This window comes from Terrimonas rubra, from assembly GCF_042686025.1.
Taxonomy (GTDB): domain Bacteria; phylum Bacteroidota; class Bacteroidia; order Chitinophagales; family Chitinophagaceae; genus Terrimonas; species Terrimonas rubra.
In genome coordinates this window covers 1,337,631-1,362,899 of record NZ_JBHUOZ010000003.1, presented here as the reverse complement: position 1 = coordinate 1,362,899, position 25,269 = coordinate 1,337,631, and the positions used below count along the sequence as shown (strand labels likewise).

Annotated in this window: 19 protein-coding genes; 7 read left to right on the top strand and 12 right to left on the bottom strand. The window is 43.5% G+C overall.

The window, feature by feature from the left end:
- Positions 1–49 precede the first annotated feature (49 nt).
- Positions 50–1,843 (bottom strand): translation elongation factor 4, encoded by a 1,794-nt coding sequence (gene lepA, locus ACFS6H_RS14860; protein ID WP_386100459.1) that lies wholly within the window; start codon positions 1,841–1,843, stop codon positions 50–52.
- 157 nt (positions 1,844–2,000) lie between these two features.
- Positions 2,001–2,615, bottom strand: coding sequence for a class I SAM-dependent methyltransferase (locus ACFS6H_RS14855; protein ID WP_386100456.1), 615 nt, complete (start codon positions 2,613–2,615; stop codon positions 2,001–2,003).
- Between the two features lie 142 nt (positions 2,616–2,757).
- On the opposite strand from ACFS6H_RS14855, the gene hisA reads away from it, so the two are divergent.
- The 5 genes from hisA to ACFS6H_RS14830 all read left to right on the top strand — a co-directional run bounded on the left by hisA (position 2,758) and on the right by ACFS6H_RS14830 (position 8,821).
- Positions 2,758–3,477: a 1-(5-phosphoribosyl)-5-[(5-phosphoribosylamino)methylideneamino]imidazole-4-carboxamide isomerase gene (hisA, locus tag ACFS6H_RS14850; protein ID WP_386100453.1), complete on the top strand. Its 720-nt coding sequence runs from the start codon at positions 2,758–2,760 to the stop codon at positions 3,475–3,477.
- A gap of 4 nt (positions 3,478–3,481) precedes the next feature.
- Positions 3,482–4,240, top strand: a complete 759-nt coding sequence (gene hisF, locus ACFS6H_RS14845; RefSeq protein WP_386100450.1) for an imidazole glycerol phosphate synthase subunit HisF — start codon at positions 3,482–3,484, stop codon at positions 4,238–4,240.
- 3 nt (positions 4,241–4,243) lie between these two features.
- Positions 4,244–4,837 carry a bifunctional phosphoribosyl-AMP cyclohydrolase/phosphoribosyl-ATP diphosphatase HisIE gene (gene hisIE / locus ACFS6H_RS14840; protein ID WP_386100448.1) on the top strand — a complete coding sequence of 198 codons (594 nt, stop codon included), beginning with the start codon at positions 4,244–4,246 and terminating at the stop codon, positions 4,835–4,837.
- A gap of 202 nt (positions 4,838–5,039) precedes the next feature.
- Positions 5,040–7,886 (top strand): M1 family metallopeptidase, encoded by a 2,847-nt coding sequence (locus ACFS6H_RS14835; protein WP_386100445.1) that lies wholly within the window; start codon positions 5,040–5,042, stop codon positions 7,884–7,886.
- 8 nt (positions 7,887–7,894) lie between these two features.
- Positions 7,895–8,821, top strand: a complete 927-nt coding sequence (locus ACFS6H_RS14830) for a hypothetical protein (protein ID WP_386100442.1) — start codon at positions 7,895–7,897, stop codon at positions 8,819–8,821.
- A 7-nt stretch (positions 8,822–8,828) separates the two neighbouring features.
- Here the strand turns inward: ACFS6H_RS14830 and ACFS6H_RS14825 are convergent, their stop codons facing one another.
- The gene (locus tag ACFS6H_RS14825; RefSeq protein ID WP_386100439.1) at positions 8,829–9,512 is read right to left on the bottom strand and encodes a 2-C-methyl-D-erythritol 4-phosphate cytidylyltransferase; all 684 of its coding nucleotides are present in this window, start codon (positions 9,510–9,512) and stop codon (positions 8,829–8,831) included.
- A 251-nt stretch (positions 9,513–9,763) separates the two neighbouring features.
- Here ACFS6H_RS14825 and ACFS6H_RS14820 point away from each other — a divergent pair, with 251 nt between their 5' ends.
- On the top strand, positions 9,764–10,963 hold the full coding sequence (locus tag ACFS6H_RS14820; protein WP_386100436.1) for a GNAT family N-acetyltransferase: 1,200 nt from the start codon (positions 9,764–9,766) through the stop codon (positions 10,961–10,963).
- Between the two features lie 174 nt (positions 10,964–11,137).
- Here ACFS6H_RS14820 and ACFS6H_RS14815 read toward each other — a convergent pair whose 3' ends face one another.
- From ACFS6H_RS14815 to ACFS6H_RS14800, 4 genes are all read right to left on the bottom strand, one after another.
- Positions 11,138–11,647 carry a hypothetical protein gene (locus ACFS6H_RS14815; protein WP_386100433.1) on the bottom strand — a complete coding sequence of 170 codons (510 nt, stop codon included), beginning with the start codon at positions 11,645–11,647 and terminating at the stop codon, positions 11,138–11,140.
- 63 nt (positions 11,648–11,710) lie between these two features.
- The gene (locus ACFS6H_RS14810; RefSeq protein ID WP_386100430.1) at positions 11,711–12,019 is read right to left on the bottom strand and encodes a hypothetical protein; all 309 of its coding nucleotides are present in this window, start codon (positions 12,017–12,019) and stop codon (positions 11,711–11,713) included.
- A gap of 67 nt (positions 12,020–12,086) precedes the next feature.
- Positions 12,087–12,626 carry a hypothetical protein gene (locus ACFS6H_RS14805; RefSeq protein WP_386100427.1) on the bottom strand — a complete coding sequence of 180 codons (540 nt, stop codon included), beginning with the start codon at positions 12,624–12,626 and terminating at the stop codon, positions 12,087–12,089.
- Between the two features lie 69 nt (positions 12,627–12,695).
- Positions 12,696–13,193, bottom strand: coding sequence for an Lrp/AsnC family transcriptional regulator (locus ACFS6H_RS14800; protein ID WP_386100424.1), 498 nt, complete (start codon positions 13,191–13,193; stop codon positions 12,696–12,698).
- Positions 13,194–13,332: 139 nt separating this feature from the next.
- Between ACFS6H_RS14800 and ahcY the strand changes: the two genes are divergently transcribed.
- Entirely contained in the window at positions 13,333–14,661 is a 1,329-nt protein-coding gene (gene ahcY, locus ACFS6H_RS14795; protein WP_386100421.1) for an adenosylhomocysteinase, read from the top strand.
- 219 nt (positions 14,662–14,880) lie between these two features.
- Here ahcY and ACFS6H_RS14790 read toward each other — a convergent pair whose 3' ends face one another.
- From ACFS6H_RS14790 to ACFS6H_RS14770, 5 genes are all read right to left on the bottom strand, one after another.
- Positions 14,881–15,822: a DUF6620 family protein gene (locus tag ACFS6H_RS14790; RefSeq protein WP_386100418.1), complete on the bottom strand. Its 942-nt coding sequence runs from the start codon at positions 15,820–15,822 to the stop codon at positions 14,881–14,883.
- A gap of 19 nt (positions 15,823–15,841) precedes the next feature.
- On the bottom strand, positions 15,842–16,777 hold the full coding sequence (locus ACFS6H_RS14785; protein ID WP_386100415.1) for a hypothetical protein: 936 nt from the start codon (positions 16,775–16,777) through the stop codon (positions 15,842–15,844).
- Positions 16,778–16,781: 4 nt separating this feature from the next.
- Complete coding sequence (locus ACFS6H_RS14780) at positions 16,782–17,024, bottom strand: hypothetical protein (RefSeq protein ID WP_386100412.1); 243 nt, start codon at positions 17,022–17,024, stop codon at positions 16,782–16,784.
- Positions 17,025–17,026: 2 nt separating this feature from the next.
- Entirely contained in the window at positions 17,027–17,983 is a 957-nt protein-coding gene (locus ACFS6H_RS14775) for an SPFH domain-containing protein (protein ID WP_386100409.1), read from the bottom strand.
- A gap of 333 nt (positions 17,984–18,316) precedes the next feature.
- On the bottom strand, positions 18,317–24,478 hold the full coding sequence (locus tag ACFS6H_RS14770) for an alpha-2-macroglobulin family protein (RefSeq protein WP_386100406.1): 6,162 nt from the start codon (positions 24,476–24,478) through the stop codon (positions 18,317–18,319).
- Positions 24,479–25,269 lie beyond the last annotated feature (791 nt).

Here is a 25,269-nt window from a genome sequence, read left to right as displayed (position 1 = left end):
CTTTTATGTACAGTTTTGTCTGAATACTGATGTCTATTCTCTGAAATCTTTAATCATCTAATTTCAACACCGCTAAAAATGCCTCCTGTGGCACTTCTACGTTACCGATCTGGCGCATACGTTTTTTACCTTCTTTCTGTTTTTCCAGCAGTTTACGTTTACGGCTGATATCACCACCGTAACATTTGGCGGTTACATCCTTACGCATGGCCGAGATATTTTCACGGGCTATTACTTTAGCGCCAATGGCGGCCTGTATAGCTATCTGGAACTGCTGGCGGGGTAATAATTCCTTTAATTTTTCGCAGAGTTTACGGCCAAAATCCTGTGCACGGCTACGGTGAATCAACGCACTTAAAGCATCCACTTTATCACCATTTAATAAAATATCCATCTTGGCTATATCTGCCTGGCGCATACCAATCGGATGATAATCGAAAGAAGCATAACCGCGGGTCTGCGATTTTAATTTATCGTAAAAATCAAATACGATCTCGGTAAGCGGCAGTTCAAAGATCAGTTCTACCCTTGTGGTAGTTAAATAACTCTGGTTGATCAGCATACCCCTTTTACCCAGGCATAATGTCATGATATTACCAATATAATCGGGCTTGGTAATGATCTGCGCCCTGATAAAAGGTTCTTCAATGCTTTCTGTTTTAACCGGGTCGGGAAACTCGGTAGGGTTATTTACCTGTACCGTTTCACCATTGGTTTTATGGGCCACAAAACTTACGTTGGGCACCGTGGTGATCACCGTCTGGTTAAACTCACGCTCCAGACGTTCCTGGATAATTTCCATGTGCAGCATTCCTAAGAAACCGCAACGAAAACCAAAACCCAGTGCCTGGGAGGTTTCCAGCTCATAAGTCAAAGAAGCATCATTTAACTGCAGTTTATCCATACAGTCGCGCAGCTCTTCAAACTCATCGGTATTAACGGGATAGATACCGGCAAATACCATGGGCTTTACTTCTTCAAAGCCTTTGATCTGCTCAGGTGTGGGATTGTTAACCAGGGTAATGGTATCACCTACTTTTACCTCTTTGGCATTTTTAATGCCGGTAATAATATAACCTACGTCGCCGGCCTTTACCTCTTTTTTCTCGGTCATTTTAAGCTTTAAAATGCCGATCTCATCCGCTTCGTACTCCTGGTCAGTAGATACAAATTTTACTTTATCGCCTTTTTTAATGGTACCATTTAAAATACGGTAGTAAACAATAATACCACGAAAGCTATTAAATACACTGTCAAAGATCAAAGCCTGTAAAGGCGCTTCAGCATCTCCTGTCGGCGCAGGTATACGGTCTACAATGGCACCCAGTACACCTTCAATACCCAGACCGGTACGGCCGCTGGCCAGTAAGATATCTTCGTCCTTACAACCTATCAGCTCAATGATCTGGTCCTTCACCTCATCGATCATAGCCCCGTCCATGTCAATTTTATTGATCACGGGAATGATCTCCAGGTCGTTCTCAATGGCCAGGTACAAGTTGGAGATAGTTTGTGCCTGTATACCCTGGGTTGCATCTACCAATAGTAAAGCCCCCTCGCAGGCAGCTAAGGCACGGCTTACTTCATAGCTGAAGTCAACGTGACCGGGTGTGTCGATCAGGTTTAAAATATATTCCTGGTTATCGGTATGTTTATAGTTTAACTGGATGGCCTTACTTTTAATGGTAATGCCTTTTTCACGTTCCAGGTCCATATCATCCAGTACCTGGTCCATCATCTCACGCTCACTGATGGTGTTGGTAGCCTGTAATAAACGGTCAGCCAGGGTACTTTTACCATGGTCAATATGTGCGATAATGCAAAAATTGCGGATATGCTTCATTGTATAGGTCCCGCCCTTTTAAAGGGTAGTTTTCAGGACGTGCAAAGGTAAGGAAAAATAATGATGTTTGAGCGTAGCTTAACATATTGCAACCTATTGAATTTCAATACCATTATCGTTCTTTCAATCTCAGATCTAAGATCCAAGATCTGAGATCTTATTGATAGACAAATACCGATATTTCCTGTTCGTCTGCCGTTACTGTTTCCATAAACACACAAAACGGCATAAACGACATAAGAAAAGGTTTGCCCATCAGGCGCTGGGGCGTACTTAAAATAATGGTGATACCCTGTTGTAAGAGTTGATTAAATAATAATTCCAGTTGCGGAAAAACGGAGGGATCGTAATTGATATCGCTGAGGATAACGGTATCAACAACAAGGTCAGCCGGCAATTTATTCCAGTCAATTAAACGAACCTGTACATTGTCCAAACCATTCAGTAAAACCGACTGCTGTAAATAGGGCAAACAATCCATCGCATAATCACTGCTTACAACGGTTGCAGCCTGCCGGGCGGCTACCAGTGATGGCAAGCCCAACCCTGCTGCCAGCTCTAACACCCGTTTGTTTTTGATATAGTCCGGGTAACGGGTTAAAAAAGTACAGACACCCAAAGCGGCCGGCCATAATTTGGCCCAGAAAGGAAAATCCTCTGCAGGCTGTAGCCCTTGCTGCCATTGGGTTTTAAGCATATCCATATCCGGCAAGGCAAGTACTACAGACTGTTCACCAAATTGAAATTTACGGGTTAAAAAAGCTTGCTGCATACGGGTTAAAGATAATGGCTTATAATAAATTGAACATTACTGGTGCAAATAGCCTGTATTGTGACAATGGGTGGTTAACTTTGGCGGCTGAAAAAAGAAAAGCTTCAAAACCAATAAAGAACCAGAGAAAAGAGAACATTGTATGCAAATTATTCCTGCAATTGATATTATTGATGGTAAGTGTGTACGGTTGACAGAAGGCGATTATGCCACACAGAAAATATACAATGAAAACCCGCTGGAAGTAGCCAAGGCATTTGAAGATGCCGGTTTTACCCGGGTGCATGTGGTGGACCTTGACGGCGCCAAAGCGGGTAAAGTACGTAACTGGAAGGTGCTGGAGGCAGTAGCCGGCAAAACAGGCCTGGCCGTTGATTTTGGCGGAGGTATTAAAAGCAGTGCCGATGTGGATATTGTATTTAATGCCGGGGCACAATGGGCCACCATTGGTAGCCTGGCAGTGAAAGACGAGAAGACTTTTGTACAATGGTTGCAGCAATATGGCGCCGCAAAGTTTATGCTGGGCGCAGATGTACGCGACGAAAAGATCACTATTGGCGGCTGGCTGGAAACAACGGATATCAATATTCTTGATTTCATCGGCAATTATTTACAACAGGGTGTGCAACAAATATTCTGTACCGATGTGAGCAAGGATGGGAAACTGGAAGGCCCGGCCATTGACCTGTATAAAAAAATACTGGCCGCCCACCCTGCCCCGGCCATTATTGCCAGCGGCGGTGTAAGTAACAGTAAAGATGTGGCAGACCTGGCGGAGATAGGTTGCGGCGGGGTGATCATTGGTAAAGCTATTTACGAAAACCGGATCAGTTTACAGGAGCTGCAGGCTTATAACAATTAATAGTATGCTTACGAAAAGAATTATTCCCTGCCTGGATATAAAAGATGGCCGTACGGTTAAAGGAACCAACTTTGTGAACCTGCGTGATGCCGGCGACCCGGTTGCGCTGGGTGCATTATATGCGCAGCAGGGAGCGGATGAACTGGTGTTTTTGGATATTACGGCTACGGTTGAACGTCGTGATACCTTACGTGAACTCGTATTAAAGATTGCCAGGCAGATCAATATACCCTTTACCGTAGGTGGTGGTATTAAATCAGTGGAAGATGTGGGCTTGTTGTTAAAAAGCGGTGCAGATAAAGTTTCGGTGAATACGGCAGCTTTTAACGACCCGGCATTAATAAAGGATATTGCGCTTGAATTTGGCAGCCAGTGCGTGGTACTGGCCATTGATACCAAAAAAGAAGAAGACGGCGAATGGTATGTATACCTGCACGGTGGCCGTACCAAAACCAATACCCGTTGTATTGACTGGGCCCGCGAAGCTGCTGCATTGGGAGCAGGCGAAATACTGCTGACCTCTATGAATAATGACGGTACCAAGAACGGTTTTGCGCTGGATATTACCAGGATGCTGGCAACAGAGCTATCCATACCCGTTATAGCCAGCGGCGGTGCCGGTACGATGGAGCATTTTAATACTGTATTTAAAGAAGGCCTGGCCGATGCCGCCCTTGCTGCCAGTATCTTTCATTTTAAAGAGATAGGCATACCGGAACTTAAAGCATATTTACAACAACAAAACATACCAGTAAGGTTATAATATATGATACTCAATTTTTCAAAATACCAGGACGGCCTGATGCCGGCCATTATACAGGATGCAGCAACGGATAAAGTACTGATGCTGGGCTTTATGAATAATGAAGCTTATCACCAGACCAAGATATCGCAGAAAGTTACTTTCTTCAGCCGCAGCCGCCAGCAGTTGTGGACGAAAGGCGAAACATCGGGTAATTTTTTACTGGTAAAAGATATTTTGCTGGATTGTGACCAGGATACTTTACTGATCAAAGCCACACCGGTTGGCCCGGTATGCCATACAGGAGCAGATACCTGTTTTAACGAAACCAACCCCGGTTTTACACTGGCACAGCTGGAGCAGATCATCACCGACAGGAAGAACAATCCTTCGGACAGTTCCTACACCAGCTCCCTGTTTAAAAAAGGAATCAATAAAGTAGCGCAGAAAGTTGGTGAAGAAGCCGTGGAAGTGGTGATCGAAAGCAAGGATAATGATGAAGAAAAATTCCTGGGTGAATCGGCCGATCTTTTATTTCACTATCTTATATTATTACAGGCCAAGGGGTATACTTTGCAGGATGTGGTAAAAGTATTGGCAGGGCGACATAAGCCATAGTACTTCAACCCGACAATATTACAGCAAGTTCAACCCTGACGGGGATTGTCATCCAGGAAAACATCAGCTTCTCACAGGATCTGATGAAGGGATGAAGTCATGTGTTTTATGCCGGCTCATTACCAAATTTCCAAATTACCTCATTACCAAGTTAAAATTATTGTCTTTCATTAACGATATTCGTACTACATAAAACGAACCATTGAAACGATTCACCCTGACAATACCGGCTTTACTTGTTTATGTTATTCAACTGGCTGCACAACATAACTACTGGCAACAGGAGGTTAACTACACCATCCGGGTAAAGCTTGACGATACCAAACATAGTCTGAAAGGGAATATCAGTATGGATTATACCAATCACTCCCCTGATACCCTGCATTATATCTGGTTCCATATATGGCCCAATGCCTATAAAAATGATAAAACGGCCTTCAGTGATCAGCAGTTACAAAATGATAATACCCGTTTTTATTTTTCCGGCGATGAAGAGAAAGGTTATATCAATCAACTGGATTTTAAAGTAGACGGGGAGCCGGCTGCTACCACCGATCATCCGCAGCATATAGATATACTGAAGCTGGTATTGAATACCCCGCTGGCTCCGGGTAAAACCATACAGATCAGCACCCCCTTTCATGTAAAACTACCGGCCAACTTTTCCCGCAGCGGTCATGAGGGCAATAGTTACCAGGTTACACAATGGTACCCCAAGCCGGCGGTATATGATAAGGACGGCTGGCATGCCATGCCCTATGTTGACCAGGGTGAGTTTTACAGTGAGTTCGGCAAATTTGATGTTACCATAGAAGTGCCGGCCAATTATGTGGTAGCCGCGACCGGTAACCTGCAACAGGCCAATGAAAAAGAATGGCTGAAAGGTCGCCGTCAGTATACCTGGAAGCCGGTAACAACAAAAGAAAAAAACAGGTACGGACAGGTAAAAACCATCAAACAATTATATCCTGCTTCTTCTCCCGCATACAAAACATTGCGGTACACACAGGATAATGTACACGACTTTGCCTGGTTTGCTGATAAACGTTTCAGGGTGGCAATGGACAGTTGCCGGTTAGCTTCGGGAAGAGTAATAGAAACAGCGGTATACTATTTACCGGAATATGAAAACAAATGGGTACCTGCTTTACAATACACCAAGAATGCGGTACGCTTTTACTCTGATGCCGTGGGCGAATACCCTTATGACCAGGTGTCGGTGGTACAGGGGCCGATGGGCTTTGGTGGTGGAATGGAATACCCTACTATTACTTTAATTACCCCGCAGTTTTATGGGTCGCAACTGGACAGGGTCATTGCACATGAAGTGGGTCATAACTGGTTCTATGGCATTTTAGGCAGTAATGAAAGAGCCTATCCCTGGCTGGATGAAGGGGTGAACAGTTATTATGAAAAAGCCTATATGCAATACTATTATCCCGGTAATAAGGCTGAAGCCGACCTGTATAATGCTATTGTGGAAACCAAGGCCGTAACCAAAACGGATCAGCCGATCCATACGGCGTCGGAAGATTTTTCGGGTGTGAACTATTCCCTGATCGCCTATGAAAAAACGGCAAGCTGGTTAAAGGAAGTGGAAACAGTAATGGGAACAACAGCGTTTAACCAAGCCATGCAACAGTATTTTAAGAACTGGCAATTTAAACACCCGCAACCGGAAGATTTCAGGAACAGTATTCAACGTTTTGCGCCCGATACGATCGTTTCTACATTTGATCTCCTGGATAAAAAAGGATTGTTACCCCAACAACAAAAAAGGAAAGGGTTAGCTTTTATTACGCCTTTCAGTAAAAACAAATTTACACGTGCTGACGGTACCAGGGCCAAAACAACCATTACCCTTTTACCGGCCATCGGTATTAACAGTTACGATAAATTCATGATCGGGGCCGCAGTTACCAATGCTTTCCTGCCACCCAATCCCTTTGAGTTTTTTGCCGCGCCTATGTATGCAACAGGCAGCAAACGCTTCACCGGCATTGGTTATGCGCAATACAGTTTATACCCTGAAAAAACATTCTACAAAATAAGGGTAAGACTGAATGCTGCCTCCTTCAGTATGGATGATTATATAGATGCGGATAACCGGAAAACCATTATGGGCTTTACCAAACTGGCGCCTGAACTTTTGCTGGTATTAAAAGAAAAGAATGCGAACAGCCCTTTTTATAAATACATCCAGTTCAAATCTTTTTTTATAAAGGAACAGGATCTGCATTTTTACAGGGATACGGTTATAAGCAATAATGACGACACGACCATTTCGACCAAATACCGGAAGGTAGATAACAATACCACCCTGTTACAATTAAAACTGGGTATAGAGAACAACCGCAAGTTATATCCCTACCAGGCCAACCTGGTAATTGAACAGGGCAAAAACTTTGTAAGAGCGGCTTTCACCGGTAATTATTTTCTTAACTATCCCTGGGGCGGTGGCTTGAGAACCCGATTGTTTGCAGGAAAATTCTTTTATACAGGTGATAAGACCTTTGCCAAACAGGCAGCAACCGACCGTTACCATTTAAATATGACCGGGGCCAATGGTTACGAGGACTATACTTACAGTGATTATTTTATCGGGAGGAACGGAAGTAATAATTTCCAGGGCTGGACAACGCAGCAGATCATGGTAAGGGATGGTGGCTTTAAAGTACGTACTGATCTTTTATCCAATAAGATCGGGCGCAGTGATGACTGGCTGAGCAGCCTGAACTTCAGCTCTACCCTGTTTAAAAGCCAATGGATACCTATAAGGTTGTTTGCCGATATCGGTACTTATTCCGGTGGCTGGAAGAAGGAAGCAGAAACGGATAAGTTCCTGTATAATGCCGGCCTGCAGTTATCATTCCTCAAAGAGACCATCAATATTTATTTCCCCTTATTGTACAGCAGTGTATATAAGGATTATATTTTATCGACCAGCAATACGACCAGTAAACTGACGCGGTTCCTCAAAACAGTGTCGTTCTCTATTGATGTGTCTAATTTCAGCTTACGCAAAATCAACCGGAACCTCCTATTTTAATCAACGTATTGGCAACAACTTATTCCATACAATACCTTACCCGCCGGCAGATAGATATTGCCAAATGGGATCAATGTATTTCCGGAGCTGTCAATGGTAATATTTATGGTTATTCCTGGTACCTGGATGCAATGGCTAAAAACTGGGATGCCCTGGTATTAGGTGATTATCAAACAGTGATGCCCCTGACCTGGAATAAGAAATACGGTTTTTATTATTTGTACCAGCCCGCATTTACCGCCTCCACAGGTGTATATGGCAATCAGCTGAATAATGAAATAATAAACGCATTTATACGGGCCATTCCCAAAAAGTTCAAACTGGTCGAAATATCGCTGAATGCGGGGAACCTGTTACCCGGCCATGAGCTGCCGGATAGTGTGAACAGGGTAAATTATATTTTACCCTTACAGGAAGATTATACAGTGATCAGGAAACGCTACCGCGATAACCATAAGAGAAATATTCAAAAAGCTATTCAATACGGTTGCACTTTACAAAAGGGTATGGCTATAGATGATATTATTGGCCTGAGTAAAGACTCTTTGCAGCACTTGCTGCCACCGATGGACGAGGATTATGAAAGATTGAAAAAGCTATACCAGCATCTTTTAACCACTGGCAAAACGGATAGTTATGGTGTGTATGACAATAAACAGCAATTAATGTCCAGCTGTGTCTTTTTCTTTTCACATCAGCGGGCTTACTATATCCTGGTAGGAAATAACCCGTTGGGTAAAACGATCGGGGCTTCGCATTACCTGGTCGACAGTTTTATCCAGGAACATGCCGGAACCGATCTTATACTTGACTTTGAGGGGTCGGATATCCGCAGCCTGGCTTTTTTTTATAACGGCTTTGGTGCAGGCATTGAGTATTACCCTTCCCTGCGTATTAACCGCCTGCCTTTTTACCTGAAATGGCTGAAGAAATAAATTGCCCTTACTGATTTCCCTGCTCTGCTTCCTGTAATAGTTGTGCGGCCACCACCAGGTCAATGGGTCTTGTAATTTTAATATTATTGACCTCCCCTTCCACCAGTGATATTTTCATTCCGAAAGCTTCCACTACGGTCGCCTCATCGGTGAATTTATCTTTATAATCTATCTGGAAGGCGGGCAAGAGTATTTTACTGTGAAAGGTCTGTGGTGTTTGTACCAGCATCACCTGGTTACGGTCGGCTACTTCATTACCGTCTTCGGTCAGTAAACGCACACTGTCGTGACTGCAGATAGCAGGCACAGCCGTACCGGTTTCCACCGCCTGCCGGTAACAACGATGAATAAGATCGGTAGTTAACAGGCAGCGTACGCCGTCGTGTACAAAAATAATGGACTCATCTTCCACCAGCTGCAGCCCGTTTTTTACCGACTGGAAACGCGAATCGCCACCGGCTGTTATCTGGATACGGCTTTTATCGAAATAAGCATCAATTACTTCCTGGCCCATATCAGTATAATCCACTGGTAATACCAGTATGATCTGAAGGTCATCGTAAGCGGCTAAAAATGTATTGATGGTATAATACAGTAAGGGTTTATTATTCAGCAACAGAAATTGTTTGGGTAAGGCTGCGCCCATTCTTAACCCCGATCCCCCCGCTACAATAATGGCGTACTTTTTCATGTGTATATTTTTGTTACTTCTTTTTGTCACATGGCATTTTGCATACAAATTTTCATCGCTTTAGGCATGAATTTGCCCGAAAATTTTTATGCTCATTTCATGCAAACATTTTGTGATTTATTCAATGATAATAGCCGGCAAAAGTATAGAAATATTCAATAGTAAACAGTAGATAGTATTTAGTATGAAGATAAAATGATACCACTGCCCGGTCAATAAATTATGAACAATTTCTGTTACATTCGTAGCCTATGAATTTAATTGCTTTAGCCGCAGCACCGGGCATCGCCATTTGCCTGTTTATATTTTACCGTGACCGGTATAATAAAGAGCCCTTATTAAATCTCATTCTCACTTTCCTCCTTGGCATTTTAACTGCAGTACCGGCCGTAATTATCGAGTTTGCCTTTAATACCGAAACCGGTAGTATAGCCATGGTGGCTGTAAAGGCTTTCCTGGTGGTGGCCCTCACCGAAGAGCTTTGCAAGTTTGCCGTATTACGCTGGTACAGTTATCCTAAAAAAAGTTTTGATGAACCCCTGGACGGCATTGTATATGGTGTAGTGGCCAGTATGGGCTTTGCCACCATCGAAAACATCCTGTATGTTACCCGTTATGCCGAAATGGGCATGGGCTACCAGGTAGCGCTGATGCGTATGTTTTTATCCGTGCCGGCACATGCTACTTTCGGTATCTTAATGGGTTATTATGTAGGCCTGGCAAAATTTGCTACGGTGAACAAAACCAAACTGATCATCACCGGCATATTCTGGGCCACTTTTATGCACGGCGTATACGATTTTTTTTTGTTCCTGCAGGGGCACCCCGATGTAAAAGATTATATTTCTGACGGGGCGTTGTTCATAGGGGCCATTGTTTCTTTTATCATCGGTATCCGTTTAAGTTTAAAACATATTAAAGTGCACCGCCGTTTGTCGCAGATGACGCATCACCCTACCGAGTTATTAAAGATCAGGAAAGCCGCAGTACGCGATATTCCTGTTATCCAGCAACTGGCCTATGACAGTTGGCCTGCCACCTATGGCAGCATTTTAAGCACCGAACAGATAGAGTATATGCTGAGCAGCCTGTACAGCAGTGCTACACTGGAAAAAGATATGCAACAGAACCATTTTATCCTGGTTTATGATGATAATGTGCCCGTTGGCTTTGCTGCTTTTGGGCGGATATCACAGGACACAGCAAAACTCCATAAAATTTATTTCCTGCCCCGCATGCAGGGCAAGGGTTTTGGCAAACTAACCTTACAACAGATCATACATGCATTAAAGAAAAACGGCACTGCTTACCTGCAACTGAATGTGAACCGGCATAACCCGGCCAGGAGTTTTTATGAGAAGATGGGGTTTGAAGTGATCCGGGAGGAGGATATTGATATTGGTAACGGGTATTTTATGAATGACTATGTAATGGAGCTGAAGCTGGGGTAGATTTTAGATTTTAGATTTTAGATTTTAGATTTTAGATTTTAGATTTTAGATTTTAGATTTTAGATTTTAGATTTTAGATTTTAGATGAGGAGTTTTTTGCAATAATGTGTGCTGCATGGGAACAAAAAAAGGTGATCGTTTTTTTGATCACCTGTATGGTTGTAAATAGTTAATTTATTTCTTACCATCGGGAGTGGCGACCGGCTGTAAGCCACAGTTGATATATTTTTTAGGATCAACCGGGGTATCATAGTCGGTGATGATGATTTCAATGACATCACCCTTATTGATGGTTCCTATCACATCATCGGGTTTTAGTTTCTGGTTTTTAACTACGTTAACTTTGCTTAGACCCGATACCCAAACATAATAATCCTGGAAATAATACACCACTTCCATCTTACCCTTGCCTTCTGACTGAACGATGCTGACAACACCTGTCAGTCCGGCCCTTACCAGGCTATCAGTAGAACTGGTCAGTCGCAACATGGGTTGGTCTACCCCCATTTCATAGGCTTTCTTTTTAGGCGGTGCTTCTGCCGCATCCTGTAACAGGCAGGTCATTTGCAGAGAGTCTTTTACCGGTTTGCCGGTCCGGCGGCGTTTGGTATGTGTAACATCCTGTGCATCGGAACAAAGCGGTGCCAGTAATAACATGGCTACAAAAAAGTACAGTGTTTTCATATCATTGATATATAGTCAGCGTTTAATGATTGTAATGGATGGTTCCCGGGACAGGAAGGTTGTCTACCGGTTTAAATTTTCGTGTAATTTTTTAGCCATCTCTGCACTCATGCCCTCAGCGGAAATGCCATAACCACTTACCAGCACACCTTTTTCACCCTGGCTACCTTCTATTGCGTAAACAATGGCCTCATCGGCCGGATCGGTATTACCTTCAAAACGGTGGAATTCCACAATTTCAAAATCATCAATATCCAATTTGCCCGTATTACACACCAGGCAGTTCTCTGATAAATTAAAATCAAGGGTATAGCCTCTCTCTTTTAATCCGTTGGTAGCTGCACTAAGCGTATCATAATTATATTGAGTCATAAAATGTATTTTACAATTTTTTTTTCGTTTCATTAAAATTAATAAAATTATAGAGTATGATACTCATTTATTCGTCCGGAGGTATCCATCCTTCGTTTAAACGTGCTAAAATGGCCCGAATTGTATCCTGGTAATTTTGTCCATCCATTGAAATACAGATTACTTTCGTCCGTGCACTATCAATACTATCCGTTGCGAATGAGATATTAAAACTATCCCAAAGAGCATTAGGCAAATCATTTTTTTCACCCCCGTACCATGTTGTCATAATATCTGTTTCCGGATACCCTTCAATATTCTCAAGTTCAACAATCCGCTCATCAAAGTGATCATGTAATGTTTCGCCATATATTCCCTGGCCTTTAAATTCCAATAAACCAGAGTAAACGTTATGCTTAATAAACCCTTCAAACAACTGTTTTTTGTAAGCACCATTGACAATACCAATAGCTGTCCAATTTTCTTTTGGCAGGTTTTGCAGTTCATCCTTTTCAAGATCAAAATAATAAACCTGTTTTTCTTTATGTTGCCCGATTAAATACATAGGAATGCCCGCTGTCGTTAAAATTGATAAATAGTATTGTTGCAGCTGAACGGAGCGTCGCAACTAAAGCCCGATCAGGGTACTGTGGCTGGTCAATTAATAATTCTTCATTATTAATTCTCAATTAATTCACTACACCAATTGATGTGTTTGCTTGACAATGCCCATTACAAAAATACTCTGCACATTGCCCAGGTTCTCTACCTCGCTTAATTTGTTGACGTGGAAGTTATAATAATCATCCATATCGGCGGCCACTACCTTGAGCATAAAATCGAACTCCCCGGAAATATTGTAACATTCCAGCACTTCGGGTAAGGCCTGGATGGCGGTAATGAAAGTGGCGCCGGCCGTTTTATTATGCTGCTTCAGCGATACATAACAGATCACCATCAGGCCTTTGTTGATTTTGGTATGATCGACCAATGCGGCATATTGTTTAATAATACCCTGGTCCTCCATACGTTTAATGCGTTCGTGCACCGGCGTGGTACTCAGGTGTACCTGCTCGGCAATCTGCTTCACTGTGTACCGGGCATTTTGTTGTAATAAGCGCAGTATGGCCAGGTCTTTGTCATCCAATTGTACGGACTTATCGGTGGATTGTCCTGTTTGTACGGCTTTTGCCATGATTTTACCTTATTTTATACTGCAAAATAACATTTTTATACACATTTATTCCAAAAATAGGGATGGTATTTAGAATTTTGTTCTATTGTATTAGCTTTGCAGGGCAAATTTTAAACTTCTCAAAAAAAATAAACAAATCATGTCAACAGTTACAAAATCAGGTATTGATTTTAGCCTGCAGAACAAAGTGGCCGATATCAGCCTGGCCGATTGGGGTCGTAAAGAAATTCGTTTAGCCGAGGCGGAAATGCCGGGCTTAATGAGCATCCGTGCCGAGTATGGCCCTTCACAGCCGCTTAAAGGCGCCCGCATTGCAGGTTGCTTACACATGACCATCCAGACCGCGGTTTTAATTGAAACCCTGGTAGCTTTAGGTGCCGAGGTTAAATGGAGCTCTTGTAATATTTTCTCTACCCAGGATCATGCTGCTGCTGCTATTGCGGCTGCCGGTATTGGTGTGTTTGCCTGGAAAGGTCAAACTCAGGCTGAAGCTGACTGGTGTATTGAACAAACTTTATTCTTCGGCAGCGCTGAGCGTCCTTTGAATATGATTTTAGATGATGGTGGTGACCTGACCAATATGGTACTGGACACTTATCCTGAACTGGTACAACACGTTAAAGGTATCAGCGAAGAGACCACTACCGGTGTACACCGTTTATATGAGCGTGTAGCAAAAGGTACTTTACCAATGCCCGCTATCAATGTTAACGACTCTGTTACCAAATCTAAATTTGACAACAAATACGGCTGTAAAGAGTCTTTAGTGGATTCTATCCGTCGTGCTACTGACGTAATGCTGGCTGGTAAAGTAGCAGTGGTTGCAGGTTATGGCGACGTAGGTAAAGGTTCTGCCGCTTCTTTATCGGGTGCAGGCTGCCGTGTAATTGTTACCGAAATTGACCCTATCTGTGCTTTACAGGCTGCTATGGACGGTTATGCCGTTAAGAAAATGACAGACGCTGTGAAAGAAGCTGATATTGTGGTTACCACTACCGGTTGCCGCGACATCATTACAGGTGAGCATTTTAAATTAATGAAAGACAAAACCATCGTTTGTAACATTGGTCACTTTGATATTGAAATTGATATGGCCTGGTTAAACAGCAACTACGGCAATACCAAAGATACCATCAAACCACAGGTAGATATTTACAATGTTGATGGTAACGATATCATCATTTTAGCAGAAGGCCGTTTAGTGAACTTAGGTTGCGCTACCGGTCACCCAAGCTTTGTAATGAGTAACTCTTTCAGTAACCAAACACTGGCCCAGATTGAATTGTGGACCAACCACAGCAATTACGAGAACAATGTGTTTGTATTACCTAAACATTTAGATGAGAAAGTTGCCCGTTTACACCTGGCTAAAATTGGTGTGGAACTGGATACTTTAACTCCTGCACAGGCCAGCTATTTAGGCATACCAGTTGAAGGTCCTTACAAAGTAGAGCATTACCGTTATTAATAGTATGCAGTATGTAGTATATAGATATTAGACTTTAGATTTTAGATCATATTTCTTATCTTAATACTATATGCTTTAATCTGAATACTTTATTCAATATAGAAGTTGTAAGTACGAGAGGCGGCCTGTGGCCGCCTCTCTTTTTTTATTGCACTATACCGGCAATAAAAACCCCGGCTAACCGGGGCAATAGTTTTTATAAAGAATAGTAGTGAATTATTAAAACTCAATATCATCGGCCACATTTCCACCTTGTTCGGCAGCGAATTTTTTGGCGTATTCTTTTTGTTTTTGTTCCTGGAACTGGGTGTAATGTAAGATCTCCTGGCTATTCCAGCGCTGGTTTTGCTCCGTCATATATTGCATGGCTACGGATTGAAAATCGGCCAGGTTAATGCCATAGGTTTCCAGTATCCATTGTGCGCCATCCAAACCATATTCATAAGCAGCCTGGCGGGCGCCGGCCAGTTCTTCATAAAAGTAACGATCGGTTTTTAAACGCTCCAGGTTGGCTGCAGCATCGGCCGATAGTTCTGCCTGCAGGTGTTGTAATTTAGGATGAGCTTCGTTTTCAGCATAATACTGTCCGAAGAGAGTGGTTACGGTAAAGGAAGTATCCTCTGCCATACGTTGTGGCCAGATAGTATTGAGCTCATCCCAGATCACTGCTTCCAGTCCCATGGCCTGGCAAACCCGGGTATGGTCTACCCCGCTGCTGATCTTTAAACACATGGCGGTATAGTCTTTTAACGAGATGCCATGTACCGGCGCTAAGAACGGGTTGTCATCATCCACTTTTACAAAGCCCGAGGTTTGTACCCCCAGGTATTTTAAAGAGTTGGCATGTTCAAATCGTACATATTGGTCCATATCACGGTTATTCCAGTCCAGGTACACCTGCTGGCGGTAGTTATAATAAATGTTCCGCTTATCATCCTCACTCACGGTTTCACCATCCGCTATTTCCTGTGCGATCCAGTCTTCTGAAAGGCGTGCCACTTCGGCATCAAAATCGTCCACACTGTAATGCGTGCCGTGCTGGGTTTCAGGATCAAAACTGATGGGTTGCGGTTGCGGCTGTGCCTGCTCCGGTTTGGGGGCAGGTGTATTGTTTGTTTCTTCCTCTTTGCCCAGTAACTGGTTAAATAATTTTCCTAACATGGTTTGATATTTTTTTAGATTAAACTGATTTATTAATGAGTGCAAGATGCTGCTGGTACATTTTTTCAAGATGTTCTTCCAGGTCAGGCGTTATGGCCTTCCATTCATCGAACATGGCTTTGGTATATTGCCTGTTCAACTCCGGTGCGTTGGCGATGGCCTGCTGGCGGCGTAATTCGTTAGCGGCCACCTGTTGTTGTTTGGCTGCGGCTACCTGTTTATCCTTTTCAAAATGAATGCTCAATTGCAGTTCATGATTGATATGATATAACTCCCGTTCCATATCCACCGCCTGCTGAAAAGCATCGTACAGGTGTTTGGTGCGCTGCTCTGCCAGGCCCCTGGCTATATGTTGCAGACTACGGGCCGCAGAACCCGGTTCAAAAGTATTTTGTGTCTGGCAGGCCGGGCAGGCTATATAGGTACTGATGAAGAATATTTTTTCAATGGTAATAGGACTACCACATTGTTTACAGGTAAAGCTGTTTTTGCTTTGTTCAAATTTCTGAAGGATATCCGCATAGATCAGTTCATAATCATCAACAGCCGCTTTATCCAGTTCCTGCTGCCAGTAGTTGTATTTATCTTCAAATGTTTTGTGGTAACGGTCCGAACAGGCGTTGCGGAAATCATCCAGCTGATCATGGTAACCTAACTGATCCTTATAATTATAATACACATCCAGCACTTTGGCATCATAGGTATCATTGGCCTTGGTCCGGATGTTGCGCATCTGGCCATTGATACCTGATTGTACTTTGTAAAAAGTTTGCTGGTACTGGTCTTTATCGTCCTGCAAAAGTTGCTTTAATTCCGGGATAGCAGCTGTACAAAGCTCTTCCATCCGTACTTCCAGTTTTTCTAAAAAGGTGAACCAGCGCTGTTGTGTAGCCTGCAGTTCAGCCACCCATTCCGGTGGTGGCGTATTTTTGTTGGTATTAAACAGGTTAAACATGGGGTCAATGCTTTGAGTTGTCTTCTTTTTTTATATGAATGCCATCTGTAAGTGTGGTACTGATAAATTCGAAGCCACAATAGGCACAATGTGTTACCCCATCCTGTTTGGCCCTGCCGGCGCCACAGTTGGGACAGGTTGTAGCCTGTATTCCGGCTTCACTGGTTTCGGCATTGCCACCATAGTTGGCCTGGGCCTTTGCTTTTTCCTTTAGTTTATCCAAAAAGGATTTTGAACCGCCTTCCATATTTATAATGTATTAATCAATGCTGCTTTTTTGTTTTTGTATTCTTCCTCATCAATCAGGCCTGCATCAAAGAGAGATTTTAATTTTTGCAGTTTAGCCGTTATATCATCCGCTGCCGGTGGCTGTTGGGGAGTTGTGGCATTTTGTTGCAACTGGTTTAACATCACACCCATGGCCAGGGCATTCTGGGTGGCATCGTTAACCGCAGTACCCGGCTGGCCGATTGCGTTGGCCGTATTGAATTTGGCGTATTTGTCCATATCGCTGATCATGTTCATACCCGTTACTTTATCGTAATAGGCTGTCACTTCATCAGGCAGTGTAACACTGGTAATGGTAAATTGTGTGAGGGCCAGGCCCAGGTCTTTAAAATACGGATCGAGATAAGGTTTTATTTTAGCAGCCAGTGTACTGATATTACCGGCCACATCTGTTACCGTGATGTTTTCATTGGCCAATACCTCGCCAAAGCGGGGTGCAATAAAATCGCGTAACTGGTATTGCAGTTCGGTTATGGTTAATACCGGGTAACTGCCCGCATATTTTTTAAAGAAGACAGCTACATCCTCAATTTTAATATCAAAACTGCCAAAGGCCCTTACACGCACCTGCCCGAATTCAGGGTCCTTCATTAAGATAGGCGCCGGGGTACCCCATTTATTGTTGATGAAATTGTAGGTATTGAAGAAATAGATATCGGCTTTAAAAGGACTTTCAAAACCATATTTCCATCCTTTGAGCCGGCTTAGGACAGGGATATTTGCTGTATGTAAAGTATGCAGGCCCGGCGAAAAAACATCGGCCGTTACGCCCTCGTTTAACAGGAGTACCTGCTGGCTTTCCCTGACTGTTAGTTTAGCACCATTTTTAATTTCCTTATCAGCATCGGCAAACTTCCACATTAATAAATTAGGGTCGGGTGTAACCGCTTCAATGATCTCAATAAAAGGCAAGGCCATACGTGGGTGTTTTATTTGTTTTTACAGGGGTTGACGTTTACAAATGTAAAGCATTCATTAACAATAATCGCACCAGGGATACAGGACTAATACCGCTGGTAAAATAATAACCTTACGGACATATAAGATCCGGCTCCGGGTGAGGGATGGCAGCGGCATCCTTTTGCGCAGCCCGGCTTAAGCAGCAAGGGGCAAAAGATACAGCGTACAGCCCGGCCCCGCACAGGTAAACCAGGCGAAGTATGAGCCTTTGTGTATGTTACCAGGGGACACCCCAAAATAAAAATGGCTGCCGTTATTACCCGGCAGCCATTTATTATTTAAAGAGATTGCTTATTGTACTTTTATGCGTACCCCTTCGCTATGTGAAGTAAATTCAGGCGCATACATACATTGAATTGTTGTAATGCCATTGCTGAATTCCCCGGTATGGGTTACAAACAAACTGTATTCAAACACATAAGTACCCTTACGTAACTGATCGAAGAAGAAGTTGGTGCTGGCATCTTTGGTGGTTTCATAATAACCCAGTCCGCCCTGCCATTTGTAACTGCTTAATACATTGGTTGGCTCCAAAGCCGCCGCACGCATATCTTTCATGTGCACATATTCCATATCACGATCCACCCGCAGTTCAATGCGCACCACAATTTTGCTACCCACTTTCAATACATCGCCATTATTAACCGGGTTTAGTACCGGCCCGCGGTCAGTGTTGGTGGATACAAATAGTTTTTTAGCTAACTGTAATGGTGTAGCGGCTGTTTTTATTTTGTCCATGTTCTCAAAATACTGCCAGTATACCGCACCCCAGGTGGTTTTAGGCTGCTCTCCTTTTGTTGGTGTTACCTGCATGGATATATTACCCATATCAGGTTTTACCTGCTCGCCGGGTATCGTAGTTTTAAAATAACCGGTACCGGCCTGCTGCGGCATATCGGCTGAACGGATGGTATAACTGTTACCCAGGTTGATCTGTACAGCCGGTTCATCAGCTAACCAGTTCGTACCCTGGATGAGTAAGGCATAACAGGCTTCGGCTGTTGCCTTGGTGGTTTCCCAGTTATTGGTCTGCTTGTTTTTAAGCAACCAGGTACGCAAAGCGTCTACCGTTGTCATATCTTTTCCTATTTCCTGGAACGCTTCTATCAGTAATGCCTGCCTTTCAATGGGTGATTCGTACCACCACCAGCTGCGGGATGCATCTTTCCAGTACATACCCAGTTCATCGTTTTTAACAGCTGTTTCTTTTAATGATTTTAAGATAGCGGCCGGTGTTACCTTATCCCCTTTCCTGCCCAATGCCAGCACGATCATGCCCTGCATGTATTTGTTCTGTTTTGTCCAGGTGGCAGTAGCCTGCTGTACAAAATAGTTATAGGCTTTTTGTGCTGCTTCGGGCAATTTAATACCACTGTAAAAACTGCGCATGTATAAGTACTGTACTATCGTGTAGGAAGGCACATAGGTTTTAAGATTTGTTTTCCATTTCACCAGGTCGTCATAATCGGCTTTCATTTTTTGATCGAGGTAAGGAATGGCATTGGCCGCCACCTGGTTCAGGGCAGCCTGCTGGTTTTTAGCCACTGCGCTTATTTTATTCAAATGTCCCATGCCGGTCATAATATACTGGGTCATGTAACGGTTGTCGGGCCCGCCTTTAAACCACACAAAGCCACCATTACTGCTTTGTAATTGTTTCAGTTTTTCCATGGCACTGCTCAGCTCTTTGCCCATACGCACCAGGTCAAAAAGTAAAGCAATATTGCGTTTTTGTTCAGCTTCGGTTTTAGCTGCCAGTACCCAGGGTGTTTCTTCCAATAATACGGCTTTCAGCTCTTCATTCTTTTGCAGGTTGGAAAGTAATGCCGCCGTATCTTTTACCTGCCAGCTCTCAAATACTTTTTTAATTTTCTCGGAACTGTTCACCAGTGAGGAGGCAATGGAATTAGCGTAGTAACGGTTCCAGGTTTGCTCCGCACAATCATAGGGATATTCCATCAGGTAAGGCAGGGCCTGTACTGCGTACCAGGCTGGGTTGGCCGTGTATTCAACAGTAATGCCCTGGTTTACCAGTGTTTTACTGGCACCGCTTTGTAACAAGTTGGTAAAGCTGAATTGCTTGTTATTGGTCCTGAGTGATAAGGGTAAGGATTCTGTTACCAGTATTTTATTGGTGAGTACCGGTAAACTATTCTCTTCGCCATCACTAAAGCTATCACCGGCAGTGGCGCCCTGCGCTTTGGCTACTATACGCCAGGTAACGGCTTTATTAAATGCCTGTGGTACCTGTACCGGGAAGTTCACCGCGGTGCTTTTACCCGCCTCTATTACAAAATTGATATTACCAGCCTGGTTTTTAAATAATTCATTCACGGGCTGACCGGTAGCGGCATCCAGCAATTCCAGGTAGGCCTGTCCTTTCAAAGTTTGCTCCGACACATTCACCACTTTACTGCTGAAAGTGACCTGGTCACCCTCTCTTAAAAAACGGGTTGGGTTAGGTTGCACCATCAGTTGTTTTTGTGTAACAATACTGGTGGTAGTGTAACCGAATGCCAGGTCTTTGGTATGTGCCAGGCCCTGGAATTTCCATTGGGTCAGGGCTTCCGGCAGGGTAAAGCTAAAGCTCACCGATCCGTCTGCATCCGTTCTTAACTGCGGGAAGAAGAAAGCGGTTTCGTTGAAGTTTTTGCGGGGTGATACGCTTGGATCAGGTTCATTTGTTGCATCAACCTTCTTCGCGTCCTGCATATGTACAAAAAACTCGCCTTGTGATTTTACTTCTTCTGCAACAGGTGCTGCTGCTACACTTTCCTTAAGAGTCATATTAGCATAAGTATCATAGGCCACTTCATTCCTCCCGGCCGATTTTGCCCGCATTTGGGTACTCGCCATACCTCTTATTCTTACCTGTGCCCCGGCACCCGGAGCGCCCAGGTAGCCATCGCCTGCATCCAGTAACTGGTCATAGGTTTTATTCACATAACGGTATTCATCATTTGCCAGGTATTTGATCTGCGCATTTACGCCCTGGAAGTTTTTATTATAACTCCACTGGCTGTTATTGTAAAAGTTTAACCATACATAGGGTGCGTACCAGTCATGCGGGTTAAACTGGTCCAGGGAGGCATCGTACATACCGGCTAAAAACTCGGCCGCTACTTTATCCTGTTTCAGTCCTTTAATTTTTACTGACCATTTTTCTTCACTGCCCGGTAAGGTTTTATCGCGGTGTGTACCATACTCAATAGCCAACTCTTTGTTGCTCCAGGGTACTACAATTACCTGGGTGTACTGGTATACCCTGTTGTGTTTTACAAATAACCAGCTTACACCAAATCCGCCCCGGTCGTTTTCGGTGGCTGTAAATTTGTTGTATTGTTTTTCATTGTTCAGTTGATCAAATGTATAAGTAGTGGTTACCTTATTATTAATATTCTTTTTCAGTTGTTCTACCAGGTACACTTTATCGGCCGTGGTACCAATACCAACCGTTGCGGTTTCTCCCGGCTCTACGGCTCCGGCCGCCTGCGACCACAGGTAAGCAGGCGAAGCCAGTTTAGGATTTTTATTATCGTATAACTCCACATATTTTACATCTTTCACCTGGGTACCGTATTTATCGGTAGTAGTGATCACCAGTTCATAAAAGCCGGGTGCCAGTTTTTTCCTGTCTACAGCATACAAACCATTTTCCTGGGTAGCAGCTGTTGCTTCCAGCAGGGTTTTGCCTTTGGCCCATGCATCTTTAGCCATTTCATTATCATATTCATCATAAGGGAACCACTGGATGTATTGCTCTTTTGTATACACAAACTGGTCGGGACGTTGCCAGAACCTGTCCCTGATCAACCTGTTTTCCTCCTGTAATTTTGTAGCGGTAATAGTTACCGTGGCCGGCTCAAATACCCCGTTACTATTGGTTGTAAGAATGCTCAGGCTTTTTAAACTATCCAGTAATAACCTTTCCGGTATTTGTGTTTGCAGTAATAAAGCTGCATAACCAACAGTTACCTGTTGCTGACCGCTGCGGGTTTCCCCGTTAATATCCGTTACATCGGCATATACCGTATATTGAAACTGGGGATCAAATTTTTTATCAATGCCTGCATCCGGTATGGCATTGAATTGTATGGTAAACTTACCGTCCGCATCGGTGGTGGTGGTGCCATTGGTTATTTCCATGTTATCACTTACCGGCATCCACCAGCGGCGGAACATCCAGGGATAAGGGAAACGGGCTTCCCTTACTACACGGTAACTCACCGTAGCGCCGTCAATATTATTGCCGGCATAGGCTTTTGCATTACCTTTTACCAGGATGGCGTCGTTTACTTTAAAGCTGCCTTTTACCGGCTCGTATTCTACAAAAAACTTAGGCCTCTTGTATTCCTCTACCCTGAAATTAGCAGCACCACTGATATCTGTCCCGCTTACTTCAATAGTAAAATGACCGTTCAACCCTCCCGAAGGCAACTGGAATGTACCGGCGAAAGAGCCGTATTCATTACTGGTGAGTTTGAGTGAATCCACCCGCTCATCGTTTGTATTCTTTAACCAAACGGTGGTTTTATAACCGTCTTTTATTTTGCTTTTGGTTTCATTAGTATGTTTAGCCAATACAATACCTTTAAAGTATACGGATTGTCCCGGGCGGTAAATACTCCTGTCGGTAAAGAAATATACCTGCAGGTTTTCCTTTGGCACTTCTTCTATATTATCCCGGTAATAGTAAGTATCATATTCCGGTTCGTCTATCAATAATTTATCGTTTCCATAAGTAAACTCTAAAAATTTTGATTCACTGGAATATCTCTTTTCATTTTTCTCCTTTTTGTAAACCAGTTTGGCATAGCCCTGTTTATCGGTAGTTACCAACTGGCCTTTGGCACGAATATATTTTTGGGCTGTATAATCATATTTATGCTCCCACACCTGCACCTTAGCCGCTTGCAACGGTTGCCCGGACTGGCGGTTCAAAACAAAATAATCATCGTTGTCATTTACATAACTGATATTGGATACATACAGTATACGTCCGCCCACAAGCGTTTTTTTACCGGTAAACTGCTGATCAGTGCTCATCAATAACATATACTTACCTACCGGCAAGGCATCTACTTTTACCTCCACCGCATGTTCCTGCAAGTCTTTTGTATCCGGTACAAGCTGCTCCCAGTTTTTAATGGCCGGTTCTGCAAGTACTATTTTCCAGAAATCATCGCCGTATTTATTCTCCAGTTTTTTAGTCAGCGTTTCATCCGCTTTTATTAAACGCAGGTGTAAACGGTTTATATTGCTATAAGTTACCAGTGCACGGAACGGCATATCAGGCACATTCACTTTTTCCACGGTAAAGTTCAGGCTTGGGGTATTGAGCTGGCATAACAGATTATACGCATTGATCTTTCCCTCCGAAGAATCTTTCTGTGCAATGATCTGTTCGCATATTTCCTTCGCTTTTACACGTGCATAACGATTTGTGGTATCACCGTAAGGTTTATAACCCGATCCCTGGTTATTATAATAAGCAGCTACCAAATACCAGGCCTGCGCGGCAGCCGGTAATTGCCCGTACTGATGGGCGATATGGTTAATGGCATGAAAGTATAACTGGTTTTTATCGGGATGTACTGCATAGTTGTTCACAAAAGCCAGTCGTTTCAGGTCTACATCGATCAATGCATCATGTTTGGCATCCTTTAAATGAAACGCAATTAATTTTTGATAGATCAGCAAGGCTTTGTGCTGCAGGGAAAGACTATCACTGGTCACAAACTTCCGGTGTATAAAATCCGCCGCGGGATCAAATGCCGAGGCCTGGTCAATTTTGAAGGCATAGGCAGGTTTGGTAATATCTCTTTCGTTGCTTTCAAAATATGCCAGTGCTTTATGCGCCAGCAGGTCATATAAAGTGGGGCGTAAAAACCGTACATTGCCTTTGTACACCAGCGGCTCTATCGCCTCTACTTTGGTTTGCAGCAACACTGTTTCATCTTTTAAGGACAATACATACAGGTCACTGATGGTTTTGTGAAAGTCCGTTGCCGACCAGGTAGCCAGGTCATCTTTTGTAAAATTTACAGTGGCAGTACGGTCATATATTTTCCAGCGGTTTCTTTCAAAATACTGGTGATAAATACCCGCTTTATAACTGTTCAATAATGCTTTCACCACCGGCGAAGCAGTGGTTAGCTCTTTGTCAATATCAGTTAAGGCTAATTTTTCATCCTCTTCGGTATTTTCAACCCGTAGCTGCGATATGGCAAGCAATGCTTTTACCAGCTGGGCTTCGTTATGCTCTTTTTTGGCAAGCGTGTAGATCTCCTGCACTTTTTTCAGTGCTGATTCGGGCAGGCGCTGTTCGGTCCCCAGCTTCTCTGCCTCCTTCCATAGCGCCGTATATTTTTTCTCGCTATTTTGTCCGTTTGTGTTTGTCATAAACAAGTTGGTTAGTAAAACGGCCACAAGGCCCATTAAAAACTGTTTCATACTTATTAGGTTATACGTATACAAAAGTAACTAAACTAATTCCGCCCTTTGGGATGCTGATATTTTATTTTTTACACACTTTGTACAGCTTTCTTTTATGCTTTAGGCTTTTTTTCACTTTTCTTTTGGGTGCCGGCTGTAGTAACACAGCCAATCGTTCCTTGCGACGCTCCGTTCAGCTGCAGTAATGCTATTGGGCCTGGTAAGGGTGTTATATAAATTGAATGTGCAGCGCCTATAAGGTTGCATGACCTGTTTGGTTTTACAAAAAATTAATACCGTGTTACCAGGCAATAGGTATGCCAGGATTATTGGGGTAAATGATCTTATTATTCTTCGAAGCGGGATATGCGGTTAAATAATATGCGCCCCCTCCGGGGTCGTATCATGCTTTTCTATTCATGAATCTATAAAGGTTTGATGTCACTGGCATCTGGGAGAATAATAACCGCTCAGCAACATACGACCCGCTCCGGGGTCGTAATACGCTTTTGCAATAATGAGGCTACAAAGATTTGATGCCGCCCATACAACAACACCGTGTTACTCCGTGAAACACCTCTGCGCCACTCCGTGGTATTCCCTTATCCCCGATTGTAAAAGACCTCTCCTGTGTTGAGGTGACAGACAGGCTATTCCAAAAGAGAGGACGTCATGCCGACGACAGGAGGCATTTCCAACACGCCCCAAATCCATACCACAACACCGCATCACTCCGTGAAACACCTCTGTGCCACTCCGTGGTATTCCCTTATCCCCGATTGTAAAAGACCTCTCCTATGTTGAGGTGA

Excerpts from the sequence above, each read along its gene's own strand:
- lepA (WP_386100459.1), bottom strand. The coding sequence starts at position 1,843 with ATGAAGCATATCCGCAATTTTTGCATTATCGCACATATTGACCATGGT.
- ACFS6H_RS14855 (WP_386100456.1), bottom strand. The coding sequence starts at position 2,615 with ATGCAGCAAGCTTTTTTAACCCGTAAATTTCAATTTGGTGAACAGTCT.
- hisA (WP_386100453.1), top strand. The coding sequence starts at position 2,758 with ATGCAAATTATTCCTGCAATTGATATTATTGATGGTAAGTGTGTACGG.
- hisF (WP_386100450.1), top strand. The coding sequence starts at position 3,482 with ATGCTTACGAAAAGAATTATTCCCTGCCTGGATATAAAAGATGGCCGT.
- hisIE (WP_386100448.1), top strand. The coding sequence starts at position 4,244 with ATGATACTCAATTTTTCAAAATACCAGGACGGCCTGATGCCGGCCATT.
- ACFS6H_RS14825 (WP_386100439.1), bottom strand. The coding sequence starts at position 9,512 with ATGAAAAAGTACGCCATTATTGTAGCGGGGGGATCGGGGTTAAGAATG.
- ACFS6H_RS14820 (WP_386100436.1), top strand. The coding sequence starts at position 9,764 with ATGAATTTAATTGCTTTAGCCGCAGCACCGGGCATCGCCATTTGCCTG.
- ACFS6H_RS14815 (WP_386100433.1), bottom strand. The coding sequence starts at position 11,647 with ATGAAAACACTGTACTTTTTTGTAGCCATGTTATTACTGGCACCGCTT.
- ACFS6H_RS14810 (WP_386100430.1), bottom strand. The coding sequence starts at position 12,019 with ATGACTCAATATAATTATGATACGCTTAGTGCAGCTACCAACGGATTA.
- ACFS6H_RS14800 (WP_386100424.1), bottom strand. The coding sequence starts at position 13,193 with ATGGCAAAAGCCGTACAAACAGGACAATCCACCGATAAGTCCGTACAA.
- ahcY (WP_386100421.1), top strand. The coding sequence starts at position 13,333 with ATGTCAACAGTTACAAAATCAGGTATTGATTTTAGCCTGCAGAACAAA.
- ACFS6H_RS14790 (WP_386100418.1), bottom strand. The coding sequence starts at position 15,822 with ATGTTAGGAAAATTATTTAACCAGTTACTGGGCAAAGAGGAAGAAACA.
- ACFS6H_RS14785 (WP_386100415.1), bottom strand. The coding sequence starts at position 16,777 with ATGTTTAACCTGTTTAATACCAACAAAAATACGCCACCACCGGAATGG.
- ACFS6H_RS14780 (WP_386100412.1), bottom strand. The coding sequence starts at position 17,024 with ATGGAAGGCGGTTCAAAATCCTTTTTGGATAAACTAAAGGAAAAAGCA.
- ACFS6H_RS14775 (WP_386100409.1), bottom strand. The coding sequence starts at position 17,983 with ATGGCCTTGCCTTTTATTGAGATCATTGAAGCGGTTACACCCGACCCT.
- ACFS6H_RS14770 (WP_386100406.1), bottom strand. The coding sequence starts at position 24,478 with ATGAAACAGTTTTTAATGGGCCTTGTGGCCGTTTTACTAACCAACTTG.